This is a genomic window from Desulfovibrio gilichinskyi (assembly GCF_900177375.1).
GTDB classification, from domain to species: Bacteria; Desulfobacterota; Desulfovibrionia; order Desulfovibrionales; family Desulfovibrionaceae; genus Maridesulfovibrio; species Maridesulfovibrio gilichinskyi.
The window spans coordinates 234,728-257,583 of sequence record NZ_FWZU01000003.1; the positions used below are offsets into that span (position 1 = coordinate 234,728).

The following is a 22,856-nucleotide window of genomic DNA, read 5'->3' on the forward strand; positions in this document are numbered from 1 at the left end:
CTAGCTGATTTTTGTAAGAAGTTCCATATATGACAAGCCGTTTTTTATTTTTAAGGAGCGGTGCAGGGTAAACTTAATAAAATTTAAAAATACCTCTTCAGAGGTGAATTAAATGGGATCAAAAAGTAATTTTTTTAAATACACTCCTCCCGTACAGGAAGAGAATAAAAAGGCTCCGGAATTAGTAACTGTTGTTTCTCGTAAGTCGGACAGCGGCGCAAAGAGTCAAAATAAAAAGTATTGGCTCGTGCGTGAAACTCCGTCAGAGATGTTTAAACTGCAAGAGATTAATTTAAAAAATATTCCGACAGGTCCTGCTAAATTAGTTTCCAGCGAAGAATTTTCTTCTGATTATTCTCTGGAGCTCGATTATTGGCAAAAAGAAGTTCGTCCTTCTATGGAAAATTTAGAAAAGACCGTGCAGAGAGGTGAGAACCATAGATCGCGGGGAGAACTCTATAGCGCAGAAATGGAATATTCCGGTGCGCTTGAAGTTGACGAGGATAATGTCAGGGCAACTTTTGGACTCGGCCTTACTTATCTTGCAAAGGGAGATATCGAAAAAGCTCAGGAAATATTTTCTAAAGTTGTGCAGCTCGAATCTGCTTTTGAGGTGGAACATAAACATATGTTCAATGACTTCGGCATTTCTATGCGTAAAATGGGCATGTATAAAGAGGCGTTGCAGTTTTATAAACGAGGCTTAACTTTAGACAGTGAGGATGAAAATCTATATTTTAACATAGCCAGAACTCATTTTGAATCTGGCGACTGGGAAAATTGTTTTAGATATCTGACCATGTGTCTTGAGAAAAACAGAGGCGTAGAGGAAGCCCGCAAGTTCTGCTTCTATATTATAGAAAAAAGCACAACTGATGATGATATGCTCCGCGAATTCGGTTCGTCCGAGATAGGGACTAAACTCCGCAGTGACATCCTGTCTTTGCTGCGGAAAATGCAGATTGCTGCCGGAGTCGATCTTGATGACGCAATTGAAAAGACGCATCAGATACGGGACCGTATGCTCGTAATTGAAGAGGAGGAAAGGCACACTCGCGAAATTGAGAAAGATCTTTATAATTTAGATGAAAATAATGGATGATCTGACGAATTTTAAGGCATTTTGACGAGATTCTCGTGATAGCCTATCAGGACAAGCATGTCGTGTTCTTCTAAAGGCTCTGTAGCCTTAGGTACAAAGTTAAGTTCGTCAGTGCCGCCTTTCCGGATAGCAATGACCTGTACTTGAAAATTGTTCGTTAAATTCAAATCTATCAAAGTTTTTCCTTTCCAGTCGCCGACTTTTTTCTCTTTTATAAGTACATCTTGTCCCATGGAAAGATAATCAAGCATCCCTGGAGTTGCAAGCTTGTAGGCCAGCTGTTTAGCTGCGAAATGTTCGGGGAAAACAACGAAATCCACGCCGAGTTTGTTCAGAACTTTCTTATGAGCGTCGCTCATTGCCTTGACCCATATTTTCTTAACGCCAATTTCCTGTAGGTTCAGAACAACCAGAATGCTTGCTTCCATGGAATCACCGGTGGAAACTACAACATAATTAAAATCCTGAAAGCTGAGTTGTTCAAGAGTCTGCTGGTCTGTACCGTCAGCCTGAAAAACATGGGTCAGGTAGGGTTTTGCAATTTTTACTTTTTCCGTACTGGAATCAATTCCGGTTACTCCGTGTCCCATTTCACGTAAGTTGCGGGCTAATTCAAGTCCGAATTTTCCAAGTCCGATAACTCCTACTTCTATTCTGCCTGCCATTTAATTCTCCAAGTCTGTATACAATTAATTATAGAAAATTAACCTAATGAAAGGTCGTCTTCCGGTAATTTGTAGCGCGGTTCTTTCTGCCAGCTGTTAATGGCCGTAAGCAGCCATACAGGTCCGAGTCTTCCAACGAACATCAGTGAAATGATAATTATTTTACCGGAAAAAGTCAGCTTCGGGGTGATCCCTGTAGAAAGGCCCACGGTTGCAAATGCTGAGACTGTTTCAAAAAATATTTCAATAAAATGTCCTCTGGCTTGAGTATGCGGGATATTTCCGCCCTCAGTTATGCTGAGCAGAATAACTGCTATCCCGAGGATAACTCCTGCAAGTGCCATCAGTGTCAGGGATTTATTTATACTGTCTTCTGTCAGAGCGTACCAGCCGACGCGAACCTGACTTCTCCCCCTGATCTTGGCAACCACAAATGCGAATAACGCACGGAAGGTCGTTGTTTTTAACCCGCCGGCGCAAGATCCAGGGGAGCCTCCGATGACCATTAGAAATATCATGAAAATAAGTGAAACATTAGTCATGTTGGAAATGTCCAGCGTGTTGAACCCTGCAGTACGGCAGGTGACAGACTGGAACAAGGCACTCAGTTCATTACTTTCAAAATTTGGTATTACGTGAACTCTTAAGCTTTCCGCCAGCCAGATAGCCACCGCTCCGGCAATGATCAAAATCAGGGTAGTTTCAAGTACCACATGCGTCTGCCAGGAAATAGGGTGCGCTGCTATAGGTCGTTTCTTTTTAAGTATAAAGTCGCATAACTTTTGCCACAGCTCTATCAATACATAAAATCCGAGACCTCCCAAGACAATGAGAGCCATGAAAACAGCGTTGATACCTACATTGTCTTTCCATGAGGAAAGGCTGTCTGAGTACAATGAGAATCCCGCATTACAAAAAGCTGAGACAGAGTGGAATATTGCCGAGTAGGGCGCAAATCCATGCGGGTCCATTCTGTTCAGGAGAAATGCTCCTATAAGTTCAATGGAAAGAACTGCGGCTACCACTCCGACAATAAATCTTCCAATATTAAAAGAGGGGTCGTGAATAAGAGTCTGACTTACAGCGATACGGTCTGAGGCACTTACCTTTTTGCCCAGAAGGTATATTACAAGACTTGCGTAGGTCATGATTCCTAATCCGCCGAGCTGTATCAGAGCCAGAATTACGCTTTGACCTGTACGGCTGAAAAATGAGCCTGTATCAACTACAGCAAGGCCTGTTACACAAACGGCTGATGTTGCTGTGAATATTGCATCAATCAGTGAAAGTGTTTTGTCAGGATGGCAAATATCCAGTTTAAGCAGCAAGCCACCGGAAATAATTGTGATCATGAATGCATAAATGGGCACCCAGAAAGGAGAAGATGCTTTTGATTTCATCGGCTGAATTTACGCTCGAGCGGAGGATATGGCAATAGTCTTGCCTTTATCCTCCACTTAAGACTTGTTTCAAATTAAAAGGTATTTATATCCGGCAGGTTGGTATTAAGAATTATACTCGGCAAGTTTGGCTTCAACTTCTTCCCAGCGTTCAAAAGTCTTTTCATGTTCGCTTTCGAGTTCTTGCAGCTTGGATGTGGTTTTAGCCATTTCCTGTGCCGATTTTCTATAAAAGTCTGAATCGAGCATTAATTCCTGTATTGCCTTGATCTCTTTTTCAAGCTTCTCGATCTGAGCCGGAAGAATTTTCATTTCTTCTTCAAGAAGTTCCAGCTCACGCTGTTCTTTATAACTGAGTTTTTTTGGGCGACTCGCAAGAGACGGCTGCTCAACCTTAACAGATTTCAGCGTTTTAGGTTTATTCTCTTTTTCTTCTTTAGGTTTTTGTCTCAGCCAGTCGTCATAGCCGCCGACATATTCTTTTACCGTGGCATTGCCTTCAAAAACGATTGTGCTTGTCACTACGTTATTCAAAAATGCACGGTCATGGCTGACTATAATAACAGTTCCCGGGTATTCCATCAATTTGTCTTCAAGAAGTTCCAGAGTTTCAGCATCAAGGTCGTTTGTCGGTTCATCCATTATAAGCAGGTTGGATGGACGTGTGAACAGTCTGGCCAGCAGAAGACGGTTTCTTTCTCCGCCGGAAAGATCTCTTACTTTGCTGTTGGCGCGTTCGGCCGGAAATAGGAAATCCTTAAGATAGCCCATAACATGCTTAGTGCGTTCGCCCATTGTAACAACATCATTGCCGTCTGCAACGCTGTCGCGAACTGTCGCATCCGGGTTAAGCTGTTCCCTGTGCTGGTCAAAGTATGAAATCTCAAGTTTGGTACCTAAATTTATTTTACCGGATTTGAGTTTAAGGTTACCGAGCAGGGTTTGAATAAGTGTTGTTTTACCGGTTCCGTTAGGTCCGATAATTCCTATTCTGTCCCCGCGCAGGATGGTGATATTAAGATCATCGAAAACAGGATTTGTGCCCCATGAAAAATATGCATGTTCCGTTTCAGCCACAATTTTACCTGAACGGGACGCTTCCTGAATCTGAATCGCTGCGGTTCCGGTCCGGTCGCGGCGTTTACCTCTCTCGCTGCGTAACTTTTCCAGTTCACGAACTCTTCCTTCGTTTCTGGTCCTTCGGGCTTTAATTCCCTGCCTGATCCATACTTCTTCTCTGGCAAGTTTTTTATCGAACTCGGACCATGTTTTTTCTTCGGCGTCCAGCAGTTCTTCTTTGCGTTTTAAGAATGTGTCATAATCGCAGGTCCAGTCAGCAAGTTTGCCGCGGTCCAGTTCAATAATGCGGGTAGCAATCCGGCGCAGGAACATCCGGTCATGGGTGATGAAAATTAGAGTTTTGATATGTTTTAAAATAAATTCTTCAAGCCATGCAATGGAGTCGATATCCAGATGGTTGGTAGGTTCGTCAAGAAGTAATATGTCCGGGGTGCTGGCTAGTGCGCGAGCGAGGAGTACGCGCCTTTTCAGTCCTCCGGAAAGGTTTTCAAAGCGTGTTTCAGGGTCAAGCGAGAGGCGGGATATGACCATTTCAATCGTGGTCATGGCATTCCAGCCGCCATGCTGTTCCATAATGTCTTCAATTTCAGAAAGTCTGGAAACATCGCCGCCGTTAGCAACTTCTGTGCTGACGCGATGATATTTTGCCAGTGCATTACCCAGTTCTCCAAGTCCTTCTGCGACTACATCAAAGACAGTACCGTTAAGAACTTCCGGCACTTTCTGTGAAAGTCTGGCTACAGTGACTCCTTTCTGGGTTGAAATAATTCCGCTGTCAGGAGTCAAGTCACCGCTCATAAGCCTAAGCAGTGTAGATTTGCCTTCACCGTTTCTGCCTACTATACATATACGCTGTCCTGCCTGAACTTGAAACGAAGCTTTATCTAAAAGCAGTGGTCCGCCAAACGACATTGAAACATTATTAACACTCATTAAGGCCATATTTTTAAGCTCCGCATTATGCTCTGGGAAAAATTATATGTTATGAAATTTGAGAAAGTTTGTAAAAAGGATTAATCTGCACGAGGGCGGTATTGTAGATGGTTGCAGGAGAAAAGGGAAGGGTTTACAGTGGCCCATAAATTTATGGAGTCGGAGATTGACGAAATTAATACAGTAGGGCAGATAGGCTGTATACTTAAAATTAAATACTTGCAAAAAAATCACCCGTAGTTAGCGAGCGAAGCAGAATTAATAAAATAAAGGCATTACATTAAATGAGTACAGGCGACAGATTACTAGATATATTCCAAGAAGAGACCTTGGAACGTCTCGACAGCTTGGAATCCGGGCTACTTGTTTTAGAAAAAAATACTGAGAATGGTTCTCATGAACTTATAAATTCTATTTTCCGAGATGCCCATTCCGTTAAAGCCGGTTCCAATTTATTAAAGCTTCATAATATTGAAGAACTTTCTCATACTCTTGAGAATGTTTTAGAATTGATACGCTCAACGGATCTTGTACCTACTGAACTTATGATAACAGCCTGCCTTGAAGCTGTGGATAAACTGCGCGGTCTTGCAGGGGATATTCGTGAGAGTGATTCAAAGAGTATCCGTTTGCAAAAAATGATGCTTGAAGTATCCCTCAAAAGAGCCCTTAACGGAGACTCCGAAGCCTAAATTACTCGCGGAGATCTTTTGATCCCCCTGTCTTACATATTTCTTTTGCCCGGTCGGTTCCTTCTGCTGCTTGATTCTTAGTTAAGAATTCCGACTTGGTCCATTCTTGAAAACCTATCAACAAATTTCGGAGGTCTTAACTATGAGTGTTAAACTTGATATTAAAGGTATTGATTCTTGGGGATTTAAACACGAAGGTCCTTTTATTATTGCAGGTCCTTGCAGTGCTGAAACCCGTGAACAGGTGCTTGAAACTTCTCGCGGCGTGGCTAAGACCGGAGCACATATGCTGCGGGCCGGTATCTGGAAACCTCGTACCCGTCCCAATTGTTTTGAAGGTATGGGCGAAGAAGGTCTTAAATGGCTGGTTGAAGCACGTGAAGAAACTGGACTCCCTATCTCCACTGAAACTGCAACTCCTGAACATGTAGAACTCTGCCTTAAGTATAATGTTGACCTTATCTGGGTGGGCGCAAGAACCACTGTTAACCCATTTGCTGTTCAGGCTCTTGCCGATTCCCTTAAGGGCACAGATATTCCGGTGCTTGTAAAAAATCCTATCAACCCTGATGTTGAACTTTGGATTGGAGCTCTCGAGCGTCTAAATGCTGCCGGAGTTAAAAAACTCGGTGCTATTCATCGCGGATTTTCTTCTGCAAAAGCTTCCGAGTTTCGTAATGATCCTAACTGGAAAATTTTTATTGAACTTCGCCGTCGTTGTGAAGGTTTGCCTATCATCTGTGATCCAAGCCATTTGTGTGGAAAAAGAGAACTTATCCCCGCTGTTGCACAGAAAGCACTCGATCTGCTTTTTGACGGTTTGATGATTGAATCTCATATTGATCCCGATAAAGCTTTAAGTGACAGCAAACAGCAGTTCACCCCTGAAGATCTGGGAAAAGTTATTGCCGGACTCAAGGTTCGTTATCCCGCTATTGAAGACGAAGAATTTATTCATGCAATTGAAGGAAAACGTATCAGACTTGATGAAATAGACGAAACTATCGTTGAACTTCTTGCTGAACGTATGGCAATAGGCCGTACAATCGGTACTCTCAAAAGAGAAAAAGGAATTGCTCTTCTGCAGCCTGCACAGTGGAAAAAAACTGTTGAAAAACGTACCCGTGCAGGTGTTGCCCGCGGTATGGACGAACATTTCATGCTTCGTGTTTTCCAGTACATTCATGAAGAATCATTGCGCCAGCAGGAATCAACTTTTGCCGGAGATAAATAATGCCGAGGGTCGATGTTGCGCTGAAAGGAGAGTTTGATAACTCTTATGAGATTTTAGTTGAAGACGGGGTGATGGATAATCTCATCCCGGATCTCTGTTCGCGGAAATTCGGTCGTACCCCCGTTGTTATATGTGATGAAAATACCCGTGAACTTTTCGGTCTTTCATTAATTGAGAAGCTTGCTCTTGAAAATATTGATCCGCTCCTGCTTACTGTCCCCGCCGGTGAGAAAAGCAAAAGTCTGGATGTTTTCGGGTCCCTGCTTGAAGCTATGCTCGAAGCAGGAATAACTCGTCAGGATGTTGTTGTTGCCCTTGGCGGCGGAGTCGTTGGCGATCTTTCCGGTTATGTTGCCGGAAGTTATATGCGCGGAATAAACTTTATTCAGGTGCCGACCACGCTTCTCTCACAGGTTGATTCTGCTGTAGGCGGAAAGGTGGCTGTAAATATTTCCGGCGGTAAAAATTATTGCGGAATGTTTTATCAGCCTAAGCGGGTTTATTCAGACATATCTGCACTGAGTACGTTACCGGAACGGGAAATTCTGAGCGGGCTTGGTGAAGTTGTAAAATACGGTTTTATCGCAGATAGGAAGTTTGCGGAATATCTGCTGGATAATGCTGACAAAATACTGTCGCTTGATAAGGAAGTTATGTCAGCCGTGGTTGCCCGTTGCTGTGAAATAAAAGCAGACGTGGTTTCCAGAGATGAAAAGGAAGGAGGACTTAGGCGTATACTCAATTACGGTCATACCGTAGGGCATGCTATTGAGACTTTTTCCGGATATAAACTGTCACACGGAGAGTGCGTAGCACACGGCATGAGAATTGTCGCCCGCGCCTGCAACCGGGCAGGAATGCTTTCTGATTCAGATCTAAAGCTGCACCAGAACGTGATGGACAGACTCTCTCTTGCAACTGGCGGCTTAAATATTCGTCCTGCCGATATCATGGAACTCATGAAGCGGGACAAGAAAGTAAAAGATGGATCAGTTGTGATGGTTGCTCTTGATAAGGTCGGGCATGCGGTCATCAGCGATGATTTCCCGCTTGAAATTATCGAGGCTGAGCTTAACGAAATGTACTGATTCTGATAAGTTTTCATTCAGGTTTAAACGGGGAGTCCCTGCCTTTAAATATTTTATTATTTATATTTAAAATATTTGAAGGCGGCGGGCTTCTCTTTTTTATTTATTGAAATAATTAATTGTCTGCGCAAACAGGAGCGTTAAGAAGTGAAAAATATCGCAACAAAGTTAGTTACCGGGGGCAAAAAAGAAGCCCTTCAAAATATAAATACGATCAATCCTCCTTTGCACCGTGCTTCAACAGTGCTGTTTGACTGTTACGCAGATATGCAGCTGGATATGCAGGGTAAATTTGAAGGAATTGCATATGGAACCAGCGGGCTTGCCGCGCAGAATGCTTTTGAAGCGGCTATGGCAGAGCTTGAAGGTGCATATCGCTGCAAAGCTTTCCAGTCCGGTATCAATGCTATTGCTATGGTTCTGATGGCCTATACTAAACAGGGCGATCATGTTCTCATTTGCGATAATGTTTACGGTCCGACACGTCATTTCTGCACCGGATTTTTATCAAAGTACGGAGTTACAGCAGATTTTCTACCGTCAAATATCGGCCCGGATATCAGCAGGTTTTTAAAGGATGAAACCCGCCTGGTGTTCATGGAATCACCAGGATCAAATACTTTTGAAATTCAGGATGTTCCGGCCATTGCTAAGGTTTGCCGTGAGAAGGGAGTTGTCAGTGTTATTGATAACACATGGGCGACTCCGCTGTATCTCAACCCCTTTGAGCTTGGTGTGGATGTTTCCATACAGTCTGCCACAAAGTACATTACAGGCCATTCAGATATTCTGCTTGGAACAGTCTCAACTACTGAAGAAAGATGGGCGGAGTTCAAAACATGTTGTCATCTTTTTGAAAGTTTTGCTTCGCAGGAAGACTGCTATCAGGCTTTGCGTGGTCTTAGAACTCTTCATGTACGCCTTAAACACCATGAACAATCCGCGCTTGATGTTGCACACTGGCTGACAGCTCATAAAGCTGTAGATAAAGTCATACATCCTGCGCTTGAAAGTCATCCTGAGCACGAACTTTGGAAGCGCGATTTTAAAGGCTCGAGCGGACTTTTCGCATTTACTCTTTGTGATGAATGCGAAAATATGGATCATTCCGCCTTTGTAGACAGCCTTGAGCTCTTCGGTATCGGTTACAGCTGGGGTGGGTATAAAAGCCTTATTACAGGTGGGAAATTGAAAAGAAATAATTTCTTTGCATACGAAGGAAAAACTATTTTCAGACTTAATATCGGGCTGGAAGACGTAGATGATTTGAAAAAAGATTTAGAGCAGGGACTTGCTAAGTTGATTAGTTAAGTCTTGTATTTTCATTTTTCTAAGCTTGTTAATAATAAAGCCGACTGGAATAACTTCCAGTCGGCTTTATTATTTAAGCAGAATAGTGACGTATTAAAAACCTTTCATAAATACTACATAGAAGAGTTCGTAATCCCATGAAACATTTGCTCCCTGTATGGGAATTGATGCAGCCGGAGAACCGAATATTTTATTCAGATAAATTGAATTGCGGTATAGCTGAGTCAGCTCAGCGCCGCTTAGGATCAGAACTGATTTGCGGAATTTAGACTTGTCTATAAATTTATACAGCGGAGTATGTTCCGCATGCGGATATTTGTTTTTCAGAATCTGCCGTGAAACAACCGGCGCCATAATCATGTCGTTGAATTTTTGAACGTCAAAAGGAAGAGTTGCCAAATATTTCCCATTTGAGCTGTTGATAGCATTACGCAAAAAGAAGCTGAGGCCCGGATTGGTATGCATTGTATGTTCTGAAATTATAAAGAGGCAATCAGCGGAAAGATCTTTTTTGATCATTTCTGCCAGATTTACAGCAATCAAAGGGGTTGGCTGAAATTTATTTTCTGAATTTATTCTCGGAGCGGCATTAAAATATAAAGGGTATATTGCAAGCAGGGCAAGGAAGGCTATGGAAAGGAATGCCATAGGTTTTCGGTAATTTCTGATTGCAGAAAATATCATCAGTGCCGCCACAGCAAAGGTGGAAATGGCGAAAGGCAGAAGCTCTGAGCTGAAGTTTGTTACAGGAACATTTTTCCATAGATTTACAGAGATTTCTCCAGTCGCCAGAACTGCGGTGCCAATGAAAATAGCTGTTCCGGCTATGATTACGTTTCCGAGTACAAACAGCCTCTTAAACATTTTGTCACGCGTTGCTGTCAGCAACCAGTTTACAGTGACAACTGACAATAACGGCAAAATCGGCAGAAAGTAGCGGTGCGCCCTCAGTCTGTACACAAAGATGCTCAGCAGCAGATAGAAGATGGAAGTCCATACAATAATATTTTTTTCTTTAAATTTATCAGGTCCATATTTAAGAAGGTTATGGATTGCTCCTAAAGAAAAAGATCCTAATGGGAAAAATAAAATGATTGCTTCATAGCTGTAAAATCCAAGGCTCCCCAAATAGAAGAAAATAAGGCTGCCCTTATGCGCTGTATTTTCAGCAGCGTCACCGAGCATTCCTGATAGATAGTTCATACCCGGAGAGCTGGCAGACCATATCCATAACAAAAACGGACCGCATCCAAGAATAATTCCTAGAGTGATGGTTAAAGATTCTTTGCGTAAAGTAGGGACCGCAGATTTTATAAAGGTATTAACATAGCTCTTGCATGGTCTGTCTCTAAGCAGTTCTGCCATGAGATATCCTGCCAACGGAGGGAGTGCGAACGGGCCTTTCGTTAATACTCCAAAAGATAAGGCTATTGTTGCTCCCAGTAGATTCGCAATACCTCTGTTTCCTTGAAATCTGCGGAGGTAGAAATATGTCGCCCATGTTACCGCGGCTGTGTAAATGATGTCCGCTTTGAGCATCATCCCTTCAATTTTAAAAGTAGGCGCAATTAACAGTAATAAAGCTGCCAGTAATCCTACTTTTGCAGAATACAGCCTTTTCCCTATCAGGTAAGTGGCTGTAACCGTTAAAACTGAGCTTAAAATTGCCGGAATACGGGTAATAAATAAGAGTGTTCCGTTACTGAAGGATGCTCCGAACATTTTTAACGCAGGAACTGCCATCCAGTATGGCAAGGGCGGTTTTTCCATGCGCGGTAAGCCGTTGAACATTGGATGGAGCCAGTCGCCTGATCTGAACATCTCAAGGGCTGCGGTTATATATTTGGGTTCATCTATATCAAAGAAAAATGGCCGCCACTCGCCCATACAAGCGAATAGGAACGCAAAAATTATTAACCCTATGAGTGGTAGATGGTCTTTGTAGGAATTTCGGATGGTCATTATTTGTTAGATCCTATGAAATATATGACATGTATAGTTTAAAGTTTAAGCTAGGGAGCCCTGTGACCGGCACGGACTCTTATCACACATGTTTATGTCTCTTTTCAAGAGGTAGTGAATATATAAAATTTTACTTGGAATATTCTCTATCGTCGGCGTTTAGTATCTATTTACATATTTAAAAACGTGTTTTATTATTTAAATATAGAATAAACGTTGATACGGAAAAGGATGAGTGGCATAGTCCTTTTATGAAAGCGTTAATTTTATTTTCCCTGATTTTCCTCTTGCCGCCTGCTGCCGTTGGTGCAGAAAGAGATTATCAAGAGTTATGGTGCACTCAGAACCACGGGCAAATGGAATATGTACTTCCTGATGCTACGCGCGTGGACTGCTTGACTAAAACTCATGCTGTTGAAATGGATTTCGGGAAAAAATGGGCCGAAGCCATAGGGCAGTCTTTATATTACGCTTCATGTACCGGAAAACGGGCCGGTGTTGTTCTTATCATGAATAAGGAAAAAGACATTCGTTTTTTACGCCGCTTAAACGAAGCAATCACATATGCCAAACTTCCTATTGATGTTTGGGTTATGGATGACTCTAAGCCATAGATTAGAGCTGTCAGCGTTTGCATGTTTTTTGAGTGCAGGGTAAATAAATTCATTCGTAAGATGGAGGAAAGGATGAATTTTAGCTCTGACGCGGTGATAAGCAAGGAACTTGCTCATGTTTACGCAATGTTTGAAGGACATGCTGAAATGCAGAAGTGGTTTAATGATATGGCCCTTGCTGTGTGCGCGGATTTAAAGGGCATTACTCCGGATCACAACCTTTTTGCACGTATACTTGCTGATAAAGGAAGACATTGTTTTGAAGGAAATTTTGATGTTATTACAAGTCAGATCAGTAAGCTTGACCCTTCGTTTAAGATAGCATGCGTTAGCGGTTGTTCATATTGTTGTTATTCGCACATAACAGTGTCACCGCAGGAAGCTTTCAGTATTGCATTACATTTAGCCGAGAATTTTGATGCTGGCGTGCTTGAGGAAATTGTTGCAGCATGCGCGAAAGAATCAGAAAATTTCCATTGCGCAGGATTGCAGGAATTTTCAAAAAAATATTTTGGCAAGTGTCCGTTTTTGAAAGATAATAAATGTTTAATATATGAAGTGCGTCCTATTGCCTGCCGCAACTGGATATCGCATGACCTGAAAGCTTGCAGTGCAAGTTTTAAATCAGAGAACAGCATCGCCGTTCCTCAAAATGCCATGATCATGATTCAAAAAGATCTGATCTTTGCCGGTCAGCATACTTATCTGGCAAATTTAGGAATTAACGGGCATATCGCATCATTATTGCCTTTGATGCAGCAAATTTTATTGGACTACGAAGGCACATACGCCAGATGGCTTGCAGGGGAAACTTTGCCGGGGCAAATGGACAGATAACAAAAATCCTGTCAGCTTTATAAATAAAGCTGACAGGATTTTTACTTTTATATCACACGAAAAGCGGAATTTGCTTGATTTACGGCATGCAAAATTCACCTTTGCTGATCAGACTTTCGATTTCAGCTACGTCTTTATCACCGCGACCGGATAAGTTGACGATGATGATATTATCTTTGTGAAGTGTCGGAGCAAGCCTTATGGCATGGGCCAGCGCGTGTGATGATTCCAGTGCTGGAATGATTCCCTCTTTTTGAGAAAGTGTGAAGAAAGCATCAACCGCTTCTTTGTCGGAAGCGTGTACGTACGTTGCTCTGCCTAAATCTTTAAGGTGTGAATGTTCAGGACCGACGCTTGGGTAGTCGAGTCCGGCAGATATTGAATAAACCGGAGCGGGTTCGCCTTTTTCATCTTTAAGCATATAGGAATTGAATCCGTGCATTATGCCGGGCTTACCGAGGCAGAGTGTCGCTGCGTGGTCGCCGGGATTCAGGCTGCGACCGGCCGGTTCTACGCCGACAAGTTTTACTGTTTCGTCTTTTACAAAATCAGAGAAAAGGCCGATAGCATTTGAGCCGCCGCCTACGCAGGCAATGCAATAGTCAGGCAAGCGTCCTTCATCTTCAAGGCATTGTTCCCGTGCTTCCTTACCGATAACTGACTGAAAGTCGCGGACCATAGACGGATATGGATGCGGTCCTACTGCTGATCCCAGCAGGTAAAAAGAGTCGTCTGCGTCCTTAATCCATGCACCGAGAGCTTCGTCAACGGCTTCTTTAAGGGTGCGCTGCCCGGACTGCGCAGAGACAACTTTTGCGCCCATCATCTGCATACGGAAAACATTAAGTTTTTGTCTTTCAACGTCAACTGCGCCCATGTATACAGTGCATTCCATTCCCATGAGAGCCGCGGTTGCAGCTGTGGCAACCCCGTGCTGTCCGGCACCTGTCTCGGCGATGATTTTCTTTTTGCCCATGCGTTTTGCAAGCAGGATCTGACCGATGGTGTTGTTAACTTTGTGCGCGCCGAGGTGGTTTAAATCTTCGCGTTTCAGATATATTTTTGCTCCGCCCAGTTCATTTGTCAGGTTGGAACAGAGGTAAAGAGGAGTAGGGCGGCCGGAATACTTGGATAGATAATATTCCAATTCCCGTTTGAATTCTTCATCGTCTTTATACTTATTGTAAGTGTCGGCAAGTTCGTTAAGGATAGGGATGAGTTGTTCCGGAACGAATTGTCCACCGTATTCACCGAAAAAACCGTCTGCAGTAATTGTTGAATTGTCAGCCATTTTTTCTCTCCTGAATCTCATTTTAGACAGTGGGCCGCTGATAATAAAAAACCGCGACCAGTTTTCACTGTCGCGGTTTTATAATTCTTTATTTGCCAGTCACTTTCTAATGAACGTAACCTAACCCGCGACGCATTACATGCGCCACCACCAATTACAAAGGGTAAAGTTAGATGAAGAAATGTTCATAATGATTGGTAATTACCCGCCAACGCAAAAGTTGTCAATATAGTGTTAAATTTTTATTCTATCTAATATAAAGGATGTTTAAGGTCTCAATTTTAAATGTAAATATAGTTAGCTGATGATAAATTAAACTTCTGTAAATATTAAAAGATAGTGCTTTTGCTCGCGATTTATTTGCGATATGAAAACAGCACATGTAGTGGGCTTGAAACAGAGCTCAATTAAATATTCCAGTCATAATATACATGATCAAGATTAAGGAGATATTTTAATGGAATTTTTTTTAGATACAGCCAACATTGATGAAATAAGGAAAGCGCAGAGCCAAGGGCTTCTTGACGGAGTCACCACAAATCCTACGCTTTTAGCCCGCGAAGGCGGGGACTGGCGTAAGCAGGCGCAGATAATTTGCAATGAAGTCGAAGGGCCTGTCAGCCTAGAAGTTATGGGCGAAACCGCCGAAGAAATGATAAATGAAGCGGAAGATCTTTCTAATTTCGGAAAAAATGTTGTTATTAAGATACCTATGACAACCGAAGGGTTGATTGCCACTAAAGCTCTTCATAAAAAGGGAATGAAAACAAATGTGACTCTCGTGTTTTCTCCGCTTCAGGCTCTTTTGGCCGCAAAGGCAGGAGCAACTTACGTAAGCCCTTTTGTGGGACGGCTTGACGGTATTTCTCACGATGGGATGGAACTTATTTCTCAGATACGGACAATTTTTGATAATTATGAATTCCCGACTAAAATTCTTGTGGCAAGTGTCCGCACCCCTTTGCATGTTCTTGACTCTGCGTTGATAGGCGCAGACGTGGCAACTATTCCGTTTAAAATTATAAGTGATTTTGTCAAACATCCTCTTACTGATCAAGGCCTTGCTACATTTAAGGCCGACTGGGACCGTTTAACCAAGTAAACATTAAAAAATTAAATTTTGTAATCTTATGGAGTGGTTATGTCCTGTTCTAAGCTTAAATTGATTTGTTTTTCACCTACCAGAACGACAAAGCAGGTTTTGTACGCTATTGCGGAAGGTCTTCAGGCAGATGAACTTACTGTTTTTGATGTGACCAGACAGGAAGGGATCCCTGATGATTTCGACTGTTCTAAGGATGATCTGGTCATAATCGGATCGCCTGTTTATTCCGGGCGTCTGCCGTCCGTTATGCTGGAAAGAATTGCATCTTTAAAAGGAAACGGCGTGCCTGTTGTGTCAGTTGTTGTCTATGGCAACAGAGCATACGAAGATGCTTTGCTTGAGCTGACAGATTTTGCCGAAGCAGCAGGTTTTAAAACAGTAGCTGGAGCGGCGTTCATCGGAGAACATTCTTTTTCCACTTCGGAAATTCCGCTTTCAGTCGGTAGACCTGATTTTGCCGATATTGATAAAGCGAAAAGTTTCGGCATAAAGTTGGCTGAAAAGCTCGCAGCGAAATCTTTTGATACATCTTCAAAACTTAGAGTCCCGGGCAACACACCATATAAAGAGCGTGTGGCCGGTGAACCCATGTCGCCGTTTTCACAGGAAAATTGTGAACTGTGCGGAGCCTGTGCGCGTGTTTGTCCTACTGAAGCCATAACTGTTGGATCGCACATCACAACCGATGCTGAAAAATGTATACTGTGCTGTGCTTGCGTTAAAGTTTGTACTCCCGGAGCTCGCAAGATGGAAGCTCCGCGGATTTTAAAAGTATCACAATTTCTGGCTGATACTTGCAAAGAGCGCAAAGAACCTGAAATATTTGTAAGTTAGTTTTTAGGATTATTCTTGTAGAATAAGTTCAAACAGGATTCCGTTCTTAAACTTGTGAATCCTGTAAAAGTTGAATTCAGATAGTAAAAAACGGCTAGAACTGGAAAAGGGAACCTGTTGTAAGGTTCCCTTTTTTTATTTTGATAGCTTATTAATGATTGCGACAGATTTTTCAAATCTGCTTTGCACGTTGCCGGAGATTATGTTGAACGGAAGATTTCTGGTGCGTAGTTCGGTCAGAAAAAGGTTCTGCATGTATTCCCGTTCTTCCGGCCTGTCACGCTGTCCATCTGCAACCCACGGAACATCTATGTCGCATAACAGGTAATGGATGTTTTTCCTCTTTTGTGCCTGTTTTTCTATCCATTCAGGACATTTTCCGAAGTAATATTTGGAGTAGACGATTGAGGCGATTATATCGGTGTCGCAGATGAGCGGAACGTTGCCATTGTTTTCAAGGTCTTGTTCTTTTGCCAGTTGTCCCTTTGCAATGGGAATAGCATCCTCTATTGCGAGGATTCCGTTTTTCCTTTCAAAGTATTCCCGAAGATATTCCGGCACGAAATCTACTTTAAAATATTCAGCAAGCTTTGCGGCAAGTGTGGTTTTGCCCGTACATTCGGAGCCGAGAATAACTATGCGCATTGGCATTGCTGTTCATGGTCAGCCTTGTAAGATTTGAGCCATCCGATAAATCCGATAATAGCCATAATCGTATAAACGGTCATCAGTCCGCTGTATCCGGTCCAGCCTTTAAGGTAATAAATGACGATATACATCGCGTCGGCTGTAATCCACAGAATCCAGTTCTCGAGGTATTTTTTAGCCAGCAGATACTGGGCAATAAGGCTTAGGACTGTTGTGAGGGCGTCCCACCACGGAAAAGATGCGCCGAGGTAGTTTTCTGTGACATAGCCGAGCGGCAAAAATGTGATAAGCCCGATTGCCGTAAGGCGCAGGGCTAATTTGCGATCAACTTTCTGTATTTGAAGGGGGGCGTTATCTGCGCCGCCGCGGAGCCATTGATACCAGCCGTAAAAACCCAGCACTACGTATATGAATTGCAGGAATGCATCAGAGTAAAGCTTACCCTTAAAGACAACTACCATCCAAATGGCAACACTCACAATCCCGAAAGGCCAGCATAAAGCATTCTGCCGAACGCTCAGCACAATATAAATAAGTCCGGAGGCAATGGATATCTGCTCACCGACGCCCATAGAATTAATGAAAGCTAAAACGAAATTTATCGGTATCATTGCTAAGTCAAGCATGTAAAAACTCCTGAGTATAAATCGCGCTTGGCGTTTGAGTGGGGAACCTACTCAGAAATCATATTTCCATCAACCTCCAACCTCCATGCGCGGGAATGCAATGGTGAAGCAGGCTCCTCTGCCTTCGCGGGTGGAGGACTGTATTGCTCCTTTGTAATCTTGTACGATTCCGTAGGATATTGAAAGCCCGAGCCCCGTTCCCTTCCCTACATCTTTGGTGGTGAAGAACGGTTCGAACAGCCTGTCTTGGATTGCTTCGGGGATGCCGTGTCCTGTGTCGCAAATTTCCATGATTACTCTGGTATTGGTAAAGTACGTACTGATGAAAACTTTTTTGTCCTCTGAAAGCGGGCAACTTTCGGCCCAGCGTTCTTCAATCGCATCTCTGGCATTGATCAGCAGGTTGATAACGACCTGTTCCAGACGGTTTGAATCAGCCATTATGAAAGGAAGATTTTCATCAAGTTCCCATACTACGTCTATATTGCGCACCCGCAACTGCTGGCTGAAAAATTCAAAGCCGCGTTTTAGTACATCGTTAACCTGCACGGGCATGGTTTTGAGATCACCTTTGCGCCCGAACTCGCGCATGTGTTCAATAATTTTGCTTGCACGGTCCACATGAGTATCAACTCCTTCTGCCATTTCGCGCAGAATTTCAGGGTCGATAACTTGCCCGCGGGAAACTTTGCGCATAAGCAGATTGCTGATTGTTTTTAAAATTGCCAGTGGTTGGTTAAGCTCATGCGCGACACCTGAAGCCATTTCGCCGAGAGTGGTCATTTTGCTTGCCTGAATGAGTTGCTGCTCGGCCTCAAGCTTTTTAGTCACATCGCTACAGGTGATAATCAGAGCCTTATTGCTACGAAATCTTGCAGGAGACATGCGCATGATTGCGTAAATGTTCTTGTTGTACTTGGTGACCTGGGTGCAAGGACCGATTTCTTTTTTGATTTTAACCAGATGCCCATAATCAGGACGTTCGTCTTCCCTGAATAATTCCGTGAAATTTTTGCCCAGTATTTCTTCAGCAGAATATCCGTAAATGGTGCTGACAGGCTCGTTGCAGTTAAGAATGACCAAAGTTTCAGCATCGACGACAAAGACTGCTCCGGGGATAGAATCAAAAATAGCGTGGTACCGTTGTTCGGAAGCTGCCAGCCGTTCTTCGAGTTCTTTACGCGGAGTGATGTCGATCATCATTTCCATTGCGGCAACAACTTTACCGGAATGATCTCTGATAGGAGACGTGTATACAATCCAATGGATGGGCTTGCCTGTTTTGGAAAGACCGGATTCTTCACTCATGTGCGGGGACAGATCAAAAAAAGTCCTTTCAACCGGACACTCGACGCATTTTTTGTCACGGTCCTTATTGATCTGGTAACAATGTCTTCCGTCCGGCTTTCCGAAATGTTCTTCATAAACCTTGTTGTGGCGTATAACTCGGAAGTTGAGGTCTACAACACTTACAAGACAAGGCACGTTATGGAACAGTTCCCGATATTCTTCTTTCTGTTCAGTAAGCTCCCTGTGCTTTTCCATAACCTGCCGGCCCATCATATTAAAGGCGTCGGACAGCGCGCCTATTTCATCTGCCTGATCAAGTTCTATTCCGACAAATTCTTTGTCCGAACCAATATTTTTAGTAGCAGTAATCAACTGTCGAATAGGCTTGAAAATAAAATTATAGGCATAGACAAAAAGAGCGGCAAATGTCGCCATAAAAACAATCAAGGCAATTGTTATATTTGCGCGTTCAAATGTCGCAATCATGGAACTTTTCTTTTCCATTGAGACTTCCATATCCAACAGTCCCAGAAGACGCTCTTCAGTTGCGTGAACATGGCATGGACCGGGGGCGCACCCTTGCGAGTTGGCAATGGGAGTCATAATACTTATGGTCTTTTCGCCGTTGACTGTTTGCATGCGGCTGCGTTCTGTCAGGGTCATGGTCGCCGGGACAGGATCGTATTGATGGCAGGTCCAACAGGATACAGTTTTCAGATCAATGACCATGTTGATTTCGGATGGTTTATTGGAAAAGACAATCCGCCCTTTTTTGTTATAGATGCGGATGCTTTTGATTTCGCGTTGCTTACTGATGTTGTGGATTACTTCTTTGATGTCTTCTTTGGAGTCGAGCATCATGGCGTAATGGAGGCTCTGCAAAATGGTGTCGGACAGCATTGCGATGTCCGACATAACATTTTCAGTGATATTTTTTTTGAAAAATAGAACGTTGAAGCTTGTCCAGAGCAGAACACTTAGCAAAAGAGTGATGCCGCCTGACAGAATCATTTTCATGATTAAACTTTCGCGTAATCGTTTGAACACGGAATTTGCTCCATCAGGCATTAAATACAAGGTCGATTGTAAGTTATTTAAGCCTTTCCGCAGGGCAGAGATAAGAGTCTTTCATCAGGTCCGCCAAAGAATATGAGTCGAGCATTTTATACATGGCCTGATTTGCATCTTCCCATATAGAACGACGCAAACAGACGGCAGAGCGTGGGCAGGAGGTTTCATCTCCGACACAGTCCAGAATTTTTTCCTGACCGTCTAAAATCTGGGCAATAGCTCCGATGGAGATGTCTTCTGGAGCGTGGAGAAGTACGTTTCCGCCGTTCGGGCCGCGTTTACCTTTGATATATCCGCCCTGTTTTAGCATTTTTAATATTTTTTCAAGGTATTTAAGAGAAATACCTTCCCGCCTGGCTGAGTCTTTGCTCGGGACAGGACCATTTTGGGAGTGGAGAGCTATATCGAGCAGCAAGCGTGCTCCGTATCTGCTTCGGGTGGTTAATTTCATAGAATATATCTCTGCTCTGTTATTTAGATTAACGCAAAGAGCGTTGTTTACATTGAGTAGATAACAGGATGGAGAGAATTTTGAAAGAGGCTAAAAACGGCTTTAAACAGAGTAGAGTTAAGAATCCAGAATCCCTTGCGGCTTGTTTAAAGGTGTCGTTTAAACTGTGCATGGCAGGGTAATTGTGAAAACCGTTCCATTGCCAAGTTCGGATTCCACCTCTATTTTTCCGCCGTGCTGTTCAATCGTTTGGTTGGAAATGAAAAGACCGATTCCGGTTCCTTTCTTACCTTTAGATGAAAAGAAAAGAGTGAAAATTTTATTTTTGGTGTCTTGATCCATACCAATCCCGGTGTCGGATATTACAATTATCAGGTTCTTTTCTTTTAAAGATGCAGAGAACCCTATGGAGTGTTTTCTGCCTTCAATCGGTTTATCACAGGCATCTACTGCATTTTCGAGAAAATTTACAAGAGTTGCAGACATAGCACTCGAATCGATTTTAATTGTGCCGAGTTTTTCCGGTATGTTTATATTAATTTCAAGTCCGGCGTTCTTGGCTTTTGGCTCTACCAGCATCACTGTTTCGTTAAGGAAGGTTGAAGCTTCTACGGATTCAAGCTCAAGCTCGCGTGATTTTGCGTAATAGAGAATATCCAGAACCATTTTTTTAACCCGCCCGACAGTGTTTTTAAGTACCGCCGTAGCCGCATCTATCCGTTCCTGATCATTTTTGCGCAGTCCTGATTCAAGTCTGTAAATCCCGCCGTCCAGTGCGGTAAGCATTCCCTTAACTCCATGCGACATGGAGCCGAGCATAAATCCCAGTGAGGTTAAATGGTCTTGCAGTCGCCGTATTTCTGTAATGTCGGTGGACATTTCCATTACCTGCGTAATTTCTCCATAAAGATCACGAATCGGAGCAGACCATACCAGCATATTTTTCTGCTCACCTTTTTTAGTTGTTACAACTGTTTCCATTTGATGGGATTCGCCATCTTGAAATGTTAGCTGAACAGGGCATTCCGCGCATGGCTCAAGACTCTGCTTGTAGGTTCTAAAACACAGTGAACCGGGGGCGTCATGGAAATCTTCTTTAAAACGGCGATTAACTTCGGCAATACTGAAATCTTTATTTTGTACAGAAATATAGCAGGGAGCTTCATCGAATAATCGCTCGAATTTATGCTGAGTAGTCAGGAGTTCGTCTTTGAGGCGTTTCAGTTCAGTCATATCCACTGAAATATCGAGAACGAGTTCTATTTCGCCTTCTTTATTCGCAATGGGGGCGGTGTATACTGTGACAGGAATTTCTTCTCCGTCCTTTCCAAGGAATGTTTCTTTGCTGCGTTGCCCTTTACCAGTGGAAAATGTTTTTTGAACAGGACAGGCATTTGCCCCGGATGTCCGGTCTGAATAAATGTCGAAACTGTTTTTACCTATAACATCCCCAAGGCGTTCTTTAAGGAGCTTATTGGCGGCAACTATTTCCAGATATCTGGTGTGTATTGAAACAAGGCAGGGCAGTTCATTGAAAAGTCCGGAGTCGTCTTCCATCTCATTAGATGCATTTGATAGGGCCGTACTGAGTCCCTCAATTACCTGACAGGCCGCAGTTTGACGTTCAAGATCGATTATTCTTTGAGTTTTTTCATCGACTAAACGTTCCAGATTCTCGGTGTATTCACGGAGTTTGTTTTTCATCTGGATTTTTTCCAGAATCCGGACCAGAGAAATTTCAAGAACTTCATCATTTATAGGTTTTGTGATAAAGTCCGCAGCGTCAAATTTAAGTGATTCAATTGCAAGATCTAAATCGCCATGCCCTGTCAGCATGATGACTTCAATTTCAGGAAATTCCCGCTTTACAGTTTTAAGCAGTTCAATGCCGTCCATCTGAGGCATTTTAATATCTGTAAGAATGATGGAAGGCCGAAAGGATTTAAGCAATTCCAGTGCTGCTTGACCGTTTTCAGCAGTCTGGACAGTATATCCAAGATCTACAAGAGTGAGCCCGAGAAAGCGTCTTATGCCTTCCTCGTCATCTACAAGCATTAACTTTTCATTGCTCATCCCGTTCCTCCAAAAACATAAAACTGTTCCGGCTTTTTTCCCGGGAATATGTTGTTGCTGTAAAAGTTGCGGCGCAATTTACAGCTATCTTGTCAGAAAGCTAGTCCTCAGTATCACTGAGAGCTTTTCTGACGATTTCTATTACATCCGTAGGGTCAAAAGGCTTTTTTATTGTTGCGACTGCACGTTTGATGGCAAGATGAATGCCCGATAAACCGCTGATTACGATAACAGGTATATCTGAAAATTGGTCTTCCTGAGTTAGCCTGCGGTAAAAACGCGGGCCCCATTCATGCGGCATTTCAAGATCAAGTGTTATTAAATCCGGCTTTTCTTCCAAGGCAACATCGAAAGCTGTGATTCCATCAAAGGCCCGGCAGGTCAGGTAACCGTGGTCTTCAAACACGTTGACCAGATATTCAACAATATCCGGATCATCATCAACAACCATTATCTTTTTGGGCATGCTTATCACCTATGGTGTTATTTGACGGGAAATAATTCCCGCTATGGAGAAAAGCGGCACCATACCAGTCTGCCCTGCCAATG

20 protein-coding genes are annotated in these 22,856 nt (G+C 43.1%); 9 read left to right on the forward strand and 11 right to left on the reverse strand.

Going from position 1 to position 22,856, the window contains the following annotated elements:
- Positions 1-112 precede the first annotated feature (112 nt).
- Positions 113-1,102 (forward strand): tetratricopeptide repeat protein, encoded by a 990-nt coding sequence (locus B9N78_RS09545; protein ID WP_085101649.1) that lies wholly within the window; start codon positions 113-115, stop codon positions 1,100-1,102.
- A gap of 11 nt (positions 1,103-1,113) precedes the next feature.
- On the opposite strand, the gene B9N78_RS09550 is transcribed toward B9N78_RS09545, so the two are convergent.
- The 3 genes from B9N78_RS09550 to B9N78_RS09560 all read right to left on the reverse strand — a co-directional run bounded on the left by B9N78_RS09550 (position 1,114) and on the right by B9N78_RS09560 (position 5,189).
- Entirely contained in the window at positions 1,114-1,767 is a 654-nt protein-coding gene (locus tag B9N78_RS09550) for a potassium channel family protein (protein ID WP_085101651.1), read from the reverse strand.
- Between the two features lie 38 nt (positions 1,768-1,805).
- Entirely contained in the window at positions 1,806-3,167 is a 1,362-nt protein-coding gene (locus tag B9N78_RS09555) for a TrkH family potassium uptake protein (protein ID WP_085101652.1), read from the reverse strand.
- 105 nt (positions 3,168-3,272) lie between these two features.
- Positions 3,273-5,189, reverse strand: coding sequence for an ATP-binding cassette domain-containing protein (locus B9N78_RS09560; protein ID WP_085101654.1), 1,917 nt, complete (start codon positions 5,187-5,189; stop codon positions 3,273-3,275).
- A 275-nt stretch (positions 5,190-5,464) separates the two neighbouring features.
- Here B9N78_RS09560 and B9N78_RS09565 point away from each other — a divergent pair, with 275 nt between their 5' ends.
- From B9N78_RS09565 to metC, 4 genes are all read left to right on the forward strand, one after another.
- Complete coding sequence (locus B9N78_RS09565) at positions 5,465-5,872, forward strand: Hpt domain-containing protein (protein ID WP_085101656.1); 408 nt, start codon at positions 5,465-5,467, stop codon at positions 5,870-5,872.
- A 142-nt stretch (positions 5,873-6,014) separates the two neighbouring features.
- Positions 6,015-7,106, forward strand: a complete 1,092-nt coding sequence (locus B9N78_RS09570; RefSeq protein ID WP_085101657.1) for a bifunctional 3-deoxy-7-phosphoheptulonate synthase/chorismate mutase type II — start codon at positions 6,015-6,017, stop codon at positions 7,104-7,106.
- On the forward strand, positions 7,106-8,194 hold the full coding sequence (gene aroB, locus B9N78_RS09575) for a 3-dehydroquinate synthase (protein ID WP_085101658.1): 1,089 nt from the start codon (positions 7,106-7,108) through the stop codon (positions 8,192-8,194). The genes B9N78_RS09570 and aroB overlap by 1 nt, the downstream gene beginning before the upstream one ends.
- Positions 8,195-8,341: 147 nt before the next feature.
- Positions 8,342-9,505 (forward strand): cystathionine beta-lyase, encoded by a 1,164-nt coding sequence (metC, locus tag B9N78_RS09580; protein ID WP_085101659.1) that lies wholly within the window; start codon positions 8,342-8,344, stop codon positions 9,503-9,505.
- 93 nt (positions 9,506-9,598) lie between these two features.
- Here the strand turns inward: metC and B9N78_RS09585 are convergent, their stop codons facing one another.
- The gene (locus B9N78_RS09585) at positions 9,599-11,467 is read right to left on the reverse strand and encodes a glycosyltransferase family 39 protein (RefSeq protein ID WP_085101660.1); all 1,869 of its coding nucleotides are present in this window, start codon (positions 11,465-11,467) and stop codon (positions 9,599-9,601) included.
- A gap of 251 nt (positions 11,468-11,718) precedes the next feature.
- On the opposite strand from B9N78_RS09585, the gene B9N78_RS09590 reads away from it, so the two are divergent.
- Both B9N78_RS09590 and B9N78_RS09595 read left to right on the forward strand, forming a co-directional pair.
- Positions 11,719-12,081, forward strand: coding sequence for a hypothetical protein (locus tag B9N78_RS09590; protein ID WP_085101661.1), 363 nt, complete (start codon positions 11,719-11,721; stop codon positions 12,079-12,081).
- A gap of 72 nt (positions 12,082-12,153) precedes the next feature.
- A complete protein-coding gene (locus B9N78_RS09595) occupies positions 12,154-12,918 on the forward strand; it encodes a YkgJ family cysteine cluster protein (protein ID WP_245805513.1) in 765 nt (254 codons plus the stop codon).
- Between the two features lie 79 nt (positions 12,919-12,997).
- On the opposite strand, the gene trpB is transcribed toward B9N78_RS09595, so the two are convergent.
- Positions 12,998-14,209 carry a tryptophan synthase subunit beta gene (trpB, locus tag B9N78_RS09600; protein WP_085101663.1) on the reverse strand — a complete coding sequence of 404 codons (1,212 nt, stop codon included), beginning with the start codon at positions 14,207-14,209 and terminating at the stop codon, positions 12,998-13,000.
- A 457-nt stretch (positions 14,210-14,666) separates the two neighbouring features.
- On the opposite strand from trpB, the gene fsa reads away from it, so the two are divergent.
- Entirely contained in the window at positions 14,667-15,311 is a 645-nt protein-coding gene (gene fsa, locus B9N78_RS09605; protein WP_085101664.1) for a fructose-6-phosphate aldolase, read from the forward strand.
- A 39-nt stretch (positions 15,312-15,350) separates the two neighbouring features.
- Entirely contained in the window at positions 15,351-16,148 is a 798-nt protein-coding gene (locus tag B9N78_RS09610; protein WP_085101671.1) for a 4Fe-4S binding protein, read from the forward strand.
- A 135-nt stretch (positions 16,149-16,283) separates the two neighbouring features.
- Here the strand turns inward: B9N78_RS09610 and B9N78_RS09615 are convergent, their stop codons facing one another.
- The 6 genes from B9N78_RS09615 to divK form a co-directional block, all read right to left on the reverse strand.
- On the reverse strand, positions 16,284-16,793 hold the full coding sequence (locus B9N78_RS09615; protein WP_245805514.1) for an AAA family ATPase: 510 nt from the start codon (positions 16,791-16,793) through the stop codon (positions 16,284-16,286).
- Complete coding sequence (gene pnuC / locus B9N78_RS09620; RefSeq protein ID WP_245805515.1) at positions 16,784-17,422, reverse strand: nicotinamide riboside transporter PnuC; 639 nt, start codon at positions 17,420-17,422, stop codon at positions 16,784-16,786. Before pnuC ends, B9N78_RS09615 begins: the two co-directional genes overlap by 10 nt.
- Positions 17,423-17,491: 69 nt before the next feature.
- The gene (locus B9N78_RS09625; protein WP_085101675.1) at positions 17,492-19,759 is read right to left on the reverse strand and encodes a PAS domain S-box protein; all 2,268 of its coding nucleotides are present in this window, start codon (positions 19,757-19,759) and stop codon (positions 17,492-17,494) included.
- 43 nt (positions 19,760-19,802) lie between these two features.
- Positions 19,803-20,234: an RrF2 family transcriptional regulator gene (locus B9N78_RS09630; RefSeq protein WP_085101677.1), complete on the reverse strand. Its 432-nt coding sequence runs from the start codon at positions 20,232-20,234 to the stop codon at positions 19,803-19,805.
- A 159-nt stretch (positions 20,235-20,393) separates the two neighbouring features.
- Entirely contained in the window at positions 20,394-22,307 is a 1,914-nt protein-coding gene (locus B9N78_RS09635) for a response regulator (protein WP_085101679.1), read from the reverse strand.
- A gap of 100 nt (positions 22,308-22,407) precedes the next feature.
- Entirely contained in the window at positions 22,408-22,773 is a 366-nt protein-coding gene (divK, locus tag B9N78_RS09640) for a DVU0259 family response regulator domain-containing protein (RefSeq protein ID WP_085101681.1), read from the reverse strand.
- Positions 22,774-22,856: the final 83 nt, after the last annotated feature.